General features: G+C 67.6%; 9 protein-coding genes and 2 pseudogenes. 3 read left to right on the top strand and 8 right to left on the bottom strand.

The window, feature by feature from the left end:
* Window positions 1-621, top strand: a pseudogene (locus tag ACYP33_RS05445) (DUF2325 domain-containing protein); the annotation flags it as partial.
* A 259-nt stretch (window positions 622-880) separates the two neighbouring features.
* Here ACYP33_RS05445 and ACYP33_RS05440 read toward each other — a convergent pair.
* The 4 genes from ACYP33_RS05440 to ACYP33_RS05425 all read right to left on the bottom strand — a co-directional run bounded on the left by ACYP33_RS05440 (window position 881) and on the right by ACYP33_RS05425 (window position 2,850).
* Window positions 881-1,204, bottom strand: coding sequence for a winged helix-turn-helix domain-containing protein (locus ACYP33_RS05440; protein ID WP_414448217.1), 324 nt, complete (start codon window positions 1,202-1,204; stop codon window positions 881-883).
* A gap of 133 nt (window positions 1,205-1,337) precedes the next feature.
* Window positions 1,338-1,910: a nitrogen fixation protein NifQ gene (locus ACYP33_RS05435; RefSeq protein ID WP_459620248.1), complete on the bottom strand. Its 573-nt coding sequence runs from the start codon at window positions 1,908-1,910 to the stop codon at window positions 1,338-1,340.
* Window positions 1,911-1,915: 5 nt separating this feature from the next.
* Complete coding sequence (locus ACYP33_RS05430; protein ID WP_459620246.1) at window positions 1,916-2,413, bottom strand: molybdopterin-dependent oxidoreductase; 498 nt, start codon at window positions 2,411-2,413, stop codon at window positions 1,916-1,918.
* Between the two features lie 8 nt (window positions 2,414-2,421).
* Window positions 2,422-2,850, bottom strand: a complete 429-nt coding sequence (locus ACYP33_RS05425; RefSeq protein WP_459620244.1) for a TOBE domain-containing protein — start codon at window positions 2,848-2,850, stop codon at window positions 2,422-2,424.
* A 147-nt stretch (window positions 2,851-2,997) separates the two neighbouring features.
* On the opposite strand from ACYP33_RS05425, the gene ACYP33_RS05420 reads away from it, so the two are divergent.
* Window positions 2,998-3,873 (top strand): extracellular solute-binding protein, encoded by an 876-nt coding sequence (locus ACYP33_RS05420; protein ID WP_459620242.1) that lies wholly within the window; start codon window positions 2,998-3,000, stop codon window positions 3,871-3,873.
* On the top strand, window positions 3,870-5,723 hold the full coding sequence (locus ACYP33_RS05415) for an ABC transporter ATP-binding protein/permease (protein ID WP_459620240.1): 1,854 nt from the start codon (window positions 3,870-3,872) through the stop codon (window positions 5,721-5,723). Before ACYP33_RS05420 ends, ACYP33_RS05415 begins: the two co-directional genes overlap by 4 nt.
* An 81-nt stretch (window positions 5,724-5,804) precedes the next feature.
* Here the strand turns inward: ACYP33_RS05415 and ACYP33_RS05410 are convergent.
* The 4 genes and pseudogenes from ACYP33_RS05410 to ACYP33_RS05395 all read right to left on the bottom strand — a co-directional run.
* Window positions 5,805-9,372 (bottom strand): annotated as a pseudogene (locus ACYP33_RS05410) (ImcF-related family protein).
* A gap of 19 nt (window positions 9,373-9,391) precedes the next feature.
* On the bottom strand, window positions 9,392-10,606 hold the full coding sequence (locus tag ACYP33_RS05405) for a hypothetical protein (protein WP_459620238.1): 1,215 nt from the start codon (window positions 10,604-10,606) through the stop codon (window positions 9,392-9,394).
* 10 nt (window positions 10,607-10,616) lie between these two features.
* Window positions 10,617-10,865 (bottom strand): PAAR domain-containing protein, encoded by a 249-nt coding sequence (locus ACYP33_RS05400; protein WP_459620236.1) that lies wholly within the window; start codon window positions 10,863-10,865, stop codon window positions 10,617-10,619.
* 63 nt (window positions 10,866-10,928) lie between these two features.
* On the bottom strand, window positions 10,929-11,429 hold a 501-nt coding region (locus ACYP33_RS05395), incomplete at its 5' end, for a DUF6396 domain-containing protein (RefSeq protein ID WP_459620234.1).

Raw genomic sequence — 11,429 nt, 5'->3', positions numbered from 1 at the left:
GATGCCGCAGCCGCGCAGGCCGAACTCGCGCGGCTGCGGCGCGCGCTCGCCGAACGCGATGCGAACGCGATCGTGCTGGCCGGCCGCGCTGCAGCCGCCGAACACCAGCGCGAGATCGAGCAGGCGCGCGTGCAAATGCTGCGCGAGCAGCTCGACGACGCGCTCCACGCGTTGAACACGGCCAAGCGCGAGGCCGCCGTGCTCGAACAGGCGTTCGAGGCGGATGCGGGGCAGGTGGATTTCGCGCGACCGTCGTTGCGGGCGATGCGCGGGCGAAGGATCGTCTATGTCGGCGGGCGGCCCGGATCGAACGCGGCGATCGCTCGGCTCGTGGGCGCGGCTGGGGGCTCGGTCGCCGTGTACGACGGCGCGCAAGCAACGTCCGCCGTGTGGCAGCGATTGGTGGGCGATGCCGACCTGGTGGTGCTGGCGGCCGATCGCGTCGATGCCGATGCGCAGGTCATGTTGAACGCGGCCTGCGAGGCGCAGGCCGTGCCGCTGTGCCGAATCCGCACGGCACAATTGGCGCTGGTGGTGGATGCGATCGCCGCGCACGCTCGCGCGGCCGAGCGCGAAGCCGAACGCGCGACCGGACAGGCGTTCGGCACGCGGCACGGCTGATCGGCGGGATAGCCGAACCGGGGCGGGAATCGGTTCAGCGGATTAACTCGACGGGGATTGGCTCGGCGGCAAGCGGGGCGGTAGCAATCGAGCCAGCGGCAATGAATCCGGCGGCAATCGGCTCGGCCGCAATCGATCCAACTGCGAAGCAGGAAGCCAGCGCGATCGCGCATGGCAGCGCGGCCAGGGCCGCCATTCACTTCAACTTCGTCACGCCGCGCCACATCGTCAGCCAACCGCGCCCGCCGTCATCAGCCCCTCAGGGCTGCATCATCTCCGTCAACACGGCGAGCTGCTTCGCGCAGTGGCGCTGCGCTTCCTCCTCGATCTCGCGATAGAGCCGCACGATCTGCTCGCCGACCGGCGTCAGCGTGCAGCCGCCGCCGCTCGCGCCGCCCTGCTCGGAATGCGTGGCGGGTGAGCGCAGCGAGCGGTTCAGTTCGTCGATCAGCAACCACGCGCGCCGGTAGGACATGCCGAGATGCCGCGCCGCGGCCGAGATCGAACCGTGCTCGTGCACGGCTTCGAGCAACGTGACCTTGCCGGGGCCGAGCGCGACCGTCTGGCCGCGACGGATGCGCATCCGGAAATTCACCTGCGGTGCGGAAGACAGCTCGGAAGACGAATCGGAAGCCGGCGGAGCGCCGGCGGAATCGGTCGAGGGCGGAAGGTCGGGATGGGTCATGCGCCCAAGGATACACGAAGGGGTCGGCGGGTCAGTGCGGCGAAGCGCGGCCCTGCAACGCGGGAAAACACTGCCCGTAATCCTCGCAGCCGGGACAACCCGGCGCGGGCGCCGGAGCCTCGCCGCGCGACAGCGCGAGATCCTGCGCGAGGAATTTCTTCCAGCGCAGCGCGCCCGTGTTGCGCGCCGCCACGGCCGGAAAAAAACGCGTCAGCATCGCGGATACGGCCTCGCGGCCGTCGAGGCCGAGGTCGCGCCACAAATGATCGGGGCGCAGGCACGCATGCGACACGATGCTGGCCAGGCAGCGGGCGTCGTCGGCATCGACCTCGGGGCTGGCGTCGGCCAGCAAGCGAATGCGCAACGCATCGACGAACGCCGCATGGGAAACCGGCAACACCGGCTCAACCCACGCAGCAGCAACATCCGGCAAACCATGCCGCGCCAGCAAGCGAGCGAACACCTCGTGCGACAGGCCGAGCCACGCCAACTCGCCGCACGGATCGCCACCTGCGTCGCCGCCTGCATCGCCGCTGCGCGCGCGGATCAGCGCCGCGAACAGCGCGGCATCGCCGGCACGCTCGCTGCCCGAAGCGACGGACACCACGCTCACACCGTCAGCACCCGCGCCACCAGCGACGCGAGCCGCTTCACATGGCGCGGCGCGGGCGAAATGTCCGCGCCCGAGAACAGGTACGGCGCCCCACCCTCGGCACGCATCGGTTCGCCGCCGCATTCGTAGGCGACGATCGCCTGCTCGCCGATCGCGGTGTTGAACAACTCGTGCCACGAGAACGTGACGGCATAGCCGTCGTGGCCGATCGCCAGGAACACGGTGCGCTTGAAATCGCCACTGGCCGGATCGTGCAGCCCAGCCAGCGTGAACAACTCGGTGAGCCGCACGCCGCGATAGCGCTCGACGTCGCGGATATAGCGCCCGCTCGTGAAGCAACGCAGCGCGAACGGCTCGCAAACGGTGGCCGGCAGCGCCGCCAGATCGGCAAGCGAGAGCGACATCGGCCGCAGCACGTCGCCCGTCACCTGCACGATGCCCGCGCCAGGGTGGCCGGGCAGCAGCGGCACGGCGGCGGTTTCGGTGGAGGACATCGCGCCGCTCAGCCTTCGACGCCGATGATCACGCTCGACGCCTTGAAAATCGCGCTGGCCGGCTTGCCGACGGCCAGGCCGAGGCGCTCGACGCTGTCGTTCGTCACGATCGCGACGACCTGCGCGCCGCCCGGCGCGGTGATCGCCACCTCGGCGTTGACCGCGCCCTTGGTGACGGCGGCCACGCTGCCGGCCACGCAGTTGCGCGCCGACACGCGATCGGCATCCACGTCCACCATCACCAGCACCGACGACGCCTTCACCAGCGCGAACGCCTCCACGCCGGCCGCAAGGCCCAGCGACTGCGCGCTGCCGTGCGTGACGATCGCGACGATCTCCAGGCCGTCATCGGCGCGCAGCGTCACTTCGTCGTTGACGGCACCGGGCTTGACCTCGACGATCTGTCCGACGAAATGGTTACGGGCACTGGTGCGCATGCTTGTCTCCTGAGATCGAATGCCGCGGGCCGGCGTGGCCCGCGATGCAGGGACGCCCAGTGTAAACGCATGCTGCATCGTCGATTCCGACAAAATGTCGTGTAAGCACCGTAATATACCGACCTTTATAACGCTACGGAGTAAGCCATGTTTCGCAAGCTGCTGGTCTGCGGCGCCGTCGTCGCAAGCGCATTCGTCGCCACCGCGCACGCCGCCGATGCCGACACCGTCAACGTGCTGTACGCGGGTTCGCTGGTCAATCTGATGGAGCGCAGCGTCGGCCCGGCGTTCGAGAAGGAAACCGGCCTGCACTTCCGTGGCTACGCCGCCGGCTCGAACAAGATCGCCAATGAAATCAAGGGCAAGCTGCGCCGCGGCGACGTGTTCATCAGCGCCAGCCCGAAGGTCAATGCCAGCCTGATGGGCGAGGCCAACGGCGATCACACGTCGTGGTACGTCAACTTCGCGCAGTCGCCGCTGATGATCGGCTACAACCCGAAGAGCCGTTTCGCGAAGGAATTCAAGACCAAGCGCTGGGATCAGGTGCTGCAGGAGCCGGGCATCCGCATCGGCCGCACCGATCCGAAGCTCGACCCGAAGGGCGCGTTCACGGTGGAGATGATGACCAAGGCCGCCGAGTTCTATCACCAGCCCGACCTCGTCGAGAAGACGCTCGGCACGCCGGAGAACCCGGAGCAGGTGCTGCCGGAGGAAACGCTGGTCGGCCGCCTGCAATCGGGCCAGCTCGACGCGGGCTTCTTCTACTCGACCGAAACCTCCGACCTGAGGATCCCCGCCATCGCGCCCGCGCCTGAACTGCACATCCAGGCCAGCTACACGCTGACCATCCTCTCGGACGCGCAGAACAAGGACGGCGCATCGCGCTTCGCCAACTTCCTGTTGAGCGCCAAGGGCCGCGAGCTGCTGAAGGCGCACGGCGTGGACGTGGTCAAGCCGACCGTCAAGGGCAACGCGCAGGCGCTGCCGCCGTCGCTGCAGGCCGTGATCGACGCCGCGCAATGACGCAACGCGTGGCCGGGCCGCTGCGCCTGCTGGCGCTGCTGCTCGCGGTCTACCTGCTCGCGCCGTTCGTCGCCAGCATCCCGCAGATCGGCGAGGCCGACTGGGCGAGCGTCGATTGGGGCGCCACCTGGTCGGCGGTGGCCGTGTCGGCCGGCAGCGCCACGCTGGCCGCGCTGATCACGCTGGTGTGCGGCGTGCCGCTCGGCTACTGGCTGGCGCGCTCGGGCTCGAAGGCCGCCGCCCCGCTCGGCTTCATCGTGCAGTTGCCGCTGGCGCTGCCGCCGCTGACCAGCGGCGTGCTGCTGCTGTTCCTGTTCGGGCCGTACAGCCCGCTCGGCCAGTGGACCCACGGCGCGCTGACCGATTCGTTCGCGGGCATCGTGCTCGCCGAAACGTTCGTGGCCGCGCCGTTCCTGATCGTCGCCGCGCGCTCGGCGTTCGGCGCGATCGACCCGGTGTACGAGGACGTGGCCGCCACGCTCGGCCATCGCGCCGGCAGCCGCTTCTTGCGCGTCGCGCTGCCGGCCGCCTGGCCCGCGATCCGCGCCGGCCTCGCGCTGGCCTGGCTGCGCGCGTTCGGCGAATTCGGCGCGACCGTGATGGTGGCGTATCACCCGTATTCGCTGCCGGTTTATACCTACGTGATGTTCGGCAGCCTCGGGCTGCCGGCGATGATGCCGCTGCTGCTGCCCACGCTGGCCATCGCGATCGCCTGCGCGATGCTGTCGATCGTGCGCTTCGGCCGGCGCGAAGCCGCCGACATCGACACCGACACCGCCGAAAACGGCGATGCGCCGCCGCTCGCACGCACCGGCACGCCGCCCGACGCCGACGCGCCCGAACTGCGGCTCGCGATCCGGCTGCGCAAGCGGCTCGGCACGTTCCGGCTGGCGGTGGACTGGACGCCCGCGTCGCGGCGGCTCGCGATCGTCGGGCCGTCAGGCTCGGGCAAATCGCTGGCGCTGCGCCTGATCGCCGGGCTGGAGCACAACGATGAAGGCAGCGTGCGGCTCGGCGCGACCGAACTGGGCGCGCTGCCGCCCGAGCAGCGCCAGATCGGCTACATGCCGCAGGATTACGGGCTGTTCCCGCACATGACGGTGGCGCGTCAATTGAGCTTTCCGGCCGATGCGGACCCGGTGGCCGCGCGTTACTGGGCCGGCCATCTCGGGCTGGACGCGTTGATGCGCCGGCTGCCGCGGCAGTTGTCGCTCGGCCAGCGCCAGCGCGTCGCGCTCGCGCGGGCGCTGACGCGGCACAGCCATCTGCTGCTGTTCGACGAACCGTTCTCGGCGCTCGACACGCCGCGCCGCCGCGCATTGAGGCGCTCGCTGCGCGCGTTGCAGCGCGAGATCGGCGCGGTGACGGTGATCGTCACGCACGATCCCGACGAGGCCGCGCAACTGGCCGACGACGTGCTCGTCATCGATCACGGCGAAACGCTGCAGGCGGGGCCGGTGGCGGAAGTGTTCACCCGACCGGCCAACCCGCGCGTGGCCGAGCTGCTCGGCCTGCGCAACGTGGGCGCGGGCGAGATCGTGGCGCCGGGGCGCATCGGGATCGGTGCGGGCGTGGTGATCGACACGGCCGACCGCACGCTCGCGGTGGGGGCGCGCACGATGTGGCGCGTGGCGCCGCGGGCGATTCGGCTGGTCGGCGACGATCACCCGAACGCGTACGCGGCGCGCGTCGAATCGTCCGAATTGCGCGACGGCGAACGCTACGCGCGCGTGCAGTTGGGTGGATGGATCTTCGATGTCGCGGCGAATGCGGACATCGCGGATGCCGACGCCGCATGCCGCGTGAGCGTCGATGCGGACAGCGTCAGCGTGTGGGGGATGGCGGATTGACAGTTTGAGCGGGGGCTGGGCACGCGATCGGCTTTCAGCCACCACTCGGAAAAGCGGGTGTCGAATCACCCGCCCGTCATGTCATTCGGCACTCGATTGCCCGCTCCCCGGCAACGGCATCGCCGCCTGCTTCGCCGCCTCGGCCATAAACGCCGGCAACGGCGGCGGATTGACGGCCGATAACTTCGGCCCCGACTTCCCTGCCACCGCCCCGGTCACGAAAATCCGCGCCGGCAGCGTGAAATGCCGCAGTTGCAATACGTCCAGCGGGCCGGCACCCGCCTCGCTGCGTAGTTGCACGCGCAACGGCATGCCCAGGCTCGTGCTCGGCATCCAGGTCAGCAGATAACGCGCGTTGTCCTGCTGCGTCACCTTCGCGCGCTCCAGCAGCCGGACCAGCCCGAACCGGCCTTGTTCGTCGAGCGCCGTGCGCAAGCCGCCCTGCTCGGTCTGCCATTCGACGTGCGACAGGTTTTCCAGCGATTGCCCCGGCCACGCGAACGGCGTCCATGCCAGCTTCTGGTTGAAGTAATGCAGTTCGCGGCCCGACAGCACGAAACGCATGTCTGTCACTCCCGGGGTCGGCACCGCCTGCAACTCGTATCGCACCTGTGCGTCGCCGGACGGAAACAGCACGGTCGCCACCCGCGTGAGGCGGTTCAGGCTCGCGAGAAAGCCGGGATCGATCGTCAGCGCACCGTGGTCGTCACCCTGTGACGCGACCCACCGGTCGCCCTGACGCTCGACGACACCGGCCAGCTGCGTCGTCACGAACTGCGTGATCACGCCGTTATCGACGCTCATGAAGCGCGACATTTCGGGTAACGAAGCATCGTTGTCCGAATCGGCGAACGGATAGCGTCCGCCGAACGTGCGGTTCCAGTCCGCGACGATCGCCGTGCGCCACATCTCGTTCAGGCTCGTGGCCGCCGGCTGCACTACCACCCGCCACGATTGATGGAACGGCGCGCGCAACAGCTCGCCCAGCCCGAACCACCGCTCGCCCAGGCTCGCGGCGAGGCGGCCCGCGTAGTCGCGGCTTTCGGCCAGCTCCGATGTCTTGCCTTGCAGCACCGACTGCGCGGCATGACGTGCCATCGCGTCGGGGTCCGCGCCGGAAACGATCTGCGAGACCTTCAAGCGCATCGCCGTGACGCGTTCGAGGTAGCGTGCGAGGCTCAGGTCGCCCGTGGCGGCGCGCTGCGCGGCGGCCTTGCCGCTGGCGGGCGCGCCCGTCACCAGATCGCTGCCCGTCAGGCGCAGGATCGGACCGAACGCCGTGGCCAGCGGTGAAAGCGCCGGCTGCACCTGCTTCGACGGATCCTGTTCGCTTGCGCCGACAAGCTGCTGCGCCTTGCCGATCAGGCTGTCGGCAAGCGAGCGCGCGTTCGCGCCCGCACCCGCCTGGTAGACAACCGCGTTCATCAGTGCGACGAGCGGCGAGCGCTGCGTGTCGCCGAGCAGCGTCAACTGGTCGGCCGTGGCCGACAGCGTCGCGGCCGGCTGCCAGCGCAGGCTGTTGAGAAACAGGGCCCAGGCGCGCGCGTAGTCGTCGAAATAGCGCTGGCGCAGTTGGGCTTTCAGCGTTGAGGGTGCCGCCTGTGCGGCCTTCGTATCCGATCCCCCAACGGGATTTCCTTCCGGGCGCAGCACCCAGTCACCGGCCACGTTGTGCTGCTCGCTCGTATCGTCGATCGCCTTTGCGATCCGCTCGTCCCAGGCCGCGCGCGTGAACACGCCCGGCACCGTCGCCGTCGTGCCGAACAGGCCTCGGCTCGTCGTGTCGCCGAGCAGCGTGGCGAGTGAAACGGGCGGGTATTTGGCTTGCGCATCGTCGAGGATCCGCTGATAGATCGCGTCCGTCGAATTCTGGATGCCGCGCACGCCGATGATCGTCTGGCGTGTCGCGGCAACGAGGCCAGCGTCGGGCGTCATCGGCGGCAACGTGCCCCGGCCCAGATGCGCCGCGAAAAACGCGATCGTGTGCTGGCGCAGGTCGTCCCACGCGCCCGGCGACAGCGGCGAATTGGCCGGGCGCATCGGCGCCGCGGTTGCGGCGAGCTGCGGCGCGAGGAACGCGGCGACGGCGTGCTTGGGATTCATGAGCATCAGATACGCCTTGAGCGTGTCATAAGCGGCCTGCACTCCGACGTTGCCGCCGTTGGCGATGTCGGCATCCGACAGCGACGCCAACCGGCGCAGATTTGCTTCGAAATGCTGACGAATCGGCGCCACGAGGATGCGGCTGGCCGCGTTCGCATAGCCGGGCCACAGCGCGTCGAGCAGCGCGCCGTCGCGGTTCAGGCCGAAGCGCGTCAGCCACGGCGCGCCGTCGCGGCGATGGACTTCGAGCGTGTCGATCTGCTGGTCGAGGCGATCGAGCAGCGTCATCGCGCGCGTGGGGTTCGGCTCGCTTGTCAGGGCCGCGAGCGTGTCGCCCGTGTCGCGCAGCGTCGCGCAGCGTCGCGCGGTTTGCAAAGCCCGACGCCACCGTGCCGGCGATCCAGCAGCCGATCAGCCCCGTCGAGATCCATGCGACCGTGTTCGACGGCGAGAAGCCGACGCGCCGGCCGTGAATCTTGCGGCTGTGCTCGGCGACGGTTTGCCAGAGCGTGCGGTGTTGTCGGCTCATGGCCGGTTCGTCGTTGCCCGGTTCCGCCGACGTGAGTGAAGCGGGCGGCACAAGCTCGCGCGCCTTGAACAACGGCGCGAACAGCAGGCCGTGCACCGCCTGCCGCCAGACTCGGGGTTGCGCCGTTTGCAGCACGAGGCCCGACAGCGCGTCACGAAGACGCTCGATGTGCTGCGACAGCTCGGCCGGATAGCGATCGCTCGTGTCGTTCATGAGACGCACGACGCCGGCGTCTGCGAGGGAATGGGTCAGGTCTTGTAGCGATGCGTCGAGCGCATTTGCGTTGACGCGTGCGTTCGACCAGGTCAAACCGATCGCTTCGTCGGGGCTCGACGAGTCGCCGCCGAAATCGGTGGCATCGAGCAGGTAGACAGGCGCGGCCCAGCGTAAAGCGCGCGAGTGGCGCGCGAGCTGGCCGGTGAGCGCGTCGGTGTCGAAAGGCGCGGTGGCGGAGCCTCGATCGCGTGTGACAGCGACGATCGCATCAACGGGGCGACGGGTGCGGAGGCGGCGGATTTGGTTGAGCCAGGCGGTGTCGAGCGTATTCGAGGTCTGTTTCGCGTACAACAAGACCGTGGTGCCCGTCACAACATACCCCGCGTCGGAAAGACCGGGGGCCAGCCGATTGATGATCGGCTCATCGCCTGCGACCAGGATCCAGCGATCCGCCTTGCGCCAGCGGCGACCATGGAGATCGCGCAGTATCTCTCGAAGCGTTCCCGCCCGGTACGCATTCAGATCGACCGGCACTTCCGTTTTCGCGGCGCCCACTCGTGACAATGGATCGCGGTCGTAACGATTCGCTGCGGGGTTGCGGCCGTACCGGGCCACGATTCGCCACGCACCGGCCAGCAGCGCCCGCGCCATCAGGATCACCACGCCAACGAACGCAACGATGCCGACCTGATGACCCCGCGACGCGTTCGTACCGGCTCCCTTGAAATACACCCAGAGCGCGACTGCGGCGGTGAGTGCGGGAACGAGGATATGGAATCCCCAAAACTTGCGAGTGCTCATACGTTCGAGACCAATTTTTCTATGCGCGAGAAGCACGGATCACGGCGAGCCGCAGCGTACCCTCGTGCCACGCAATGAATTGCTGTACGCCGAGCTGTGCCGCATGCTCTATACCGAGTGCAATAGCTAGCCAGCCGGCACAGACCCCGGGGTTGCCGATGGCCAGATCAACATCGTGCAGGCCAGCGAACGCGCTCGTTTGCGAGACGGCCAGCTTGGTATCCGACGCTGCCTGAAGCAGCGCACTTTTATCGGTTGAAAATAGACCGGCCTGCCAGAGGTCGCCCACTTCGGCAGCTGTAGCCTTCCCCCAAAGCAACGCCGAGGAAATCGCGGCATCCAATCCGGATGCCCCGGCCTCCACGGGGCGGTGCAGAAATGCCTGTGCGTTTAGCGCGCAACGTTCGGCGAGCGGCGCCCAGGCAAGCAGCACGCCGACGGCGGCCTCTGCGCTCGACTGCTGCGGTGCATCGTACAGTTGCACCGAAACGAACAGCGTGGCTTTTTCAAGCGACGGTCCGCCACGGATATCCAGCCATTCATCCAGCGCCATGACGCCCGTGGCTGCCGGCAGCAGCTTGGCCATCACCGGCCGAAGATGCTTCGCAGTCCAGCAGGATTGCCACACGCCGAGCAGGGCTTGCTGATCCACGTCGGCAGGCAACTGCAAACAGACACGCAACGGCACCTTGCCAGGTACCGCCGACACGGAACCGGCAATCCGCTCGATCAACGCAGTGAAGCAGGCTCGGTAGCGTCCCGGATTTTCCGCATCGTCCGTGAACGCCAAGGCTGTGTGCCGGATCGCATCGGTACCGGTAGCCGAGGTTTGCGCGCTCAATGCGAGTTCGCGATTGGCGATGCTGCCGGCAAGGTTCTCGCTGCCCGGCTCGGTCAGATACGCATGGCCCAGCACGGCGAGCGGCTCGCTCGCGAACAGCAGTGCCCGCTCCCGATCCTCGACAAGGACTTCACGCTGTGCCTGAAGGCGCTGGATTTCATCGTCGTGGTAGTGAAGGCGCAGGCCAAACAGCGTGCACCACGCCAGCGCCGGGAATGCGAGCAGACGCACCCAGAACCAGGCGGTCTGGGTCGGCTCGCCTTTCGGCCAGGTCAGCAAGGCGATCACCACGCCAGCGAGCATGACGACGACGAACACACCGAGCCAAACGATGGCACGCGGCGGCTTGGGTTGCGCGTCTGACGGCTCTACGTCTGGAAGATCTACCGGCATGACCGTGTTTTCACAACAGGCTCGAAATCAGCCGGCATCCACACATGGCGCGATAGCCATGCCGGGCGACGGGCACGCCCTCATCGAGCATCGTCTCGTCGCCATCGATGATCAGATTCGGGCGGATATCGTGTTGCGGGCAAGTCACCTCGTCGCCCTTGCGCGCGACGTATCGATCCTCGTAACACATGGTGTGCGATGCGCTGACGACTTTGCCCCCGTGGTCGGTGGCGTCGCCAAGACGGATGAGACCAATCACGAATGAAACTCCTGATCATGTTGAATAAAACGGAAAATCGGCTTGAGCGCGTGCACCGAATTATTAAAGGTGGTGCGCCTCAGGGAATACGGGTAGCTGACCGATCGTCACGCGTTCTTTCGTGAGCGGCTCGCTATCGGGTGAGGTCAATCGTGTCGCTGCGCTTGTCGGGTGCGCTGTTGATTCACCCGCCGACGAGGTCTTCGAATCAGCAGTCGAAAGCGGCAAACCGGTTGCCGGATCGAGGTGCTTTGTCTTCGCAAGCTGGTCGAGCAGTTCTTCCGACGGCTTGGGCGGGGGCACTGCAGCGTCCTGCTCTTTCTGCCACTGGAATGTGCCATCCCATGCTGGAAGCTTGGCGGGCGGCAGCGGAACGATCTTGTCGATGTCCGGGACTTTGGGGTTGCGACCGTCGTTATGCCTTAAAAACAACTTGATCAATTTGTACCGGCGGGATCGCTCTGGATCTCCGGGTAACGCGAGGTAATACAATCCGTTTGTCTCAGGAGGCGCTCCAAATCCCTCCTCAAGCGTCAAGGCAGCAAGCCGATCCCCCCCTGCCAC

The organism is Burkholderia sp. 3C (assembly GCF_054589155.1).
The sequence above is the reverse complement of the archived record's forward strand: the minus strand, read 5'-3'. Positions and strand labels throughout refer to the sequence as shown.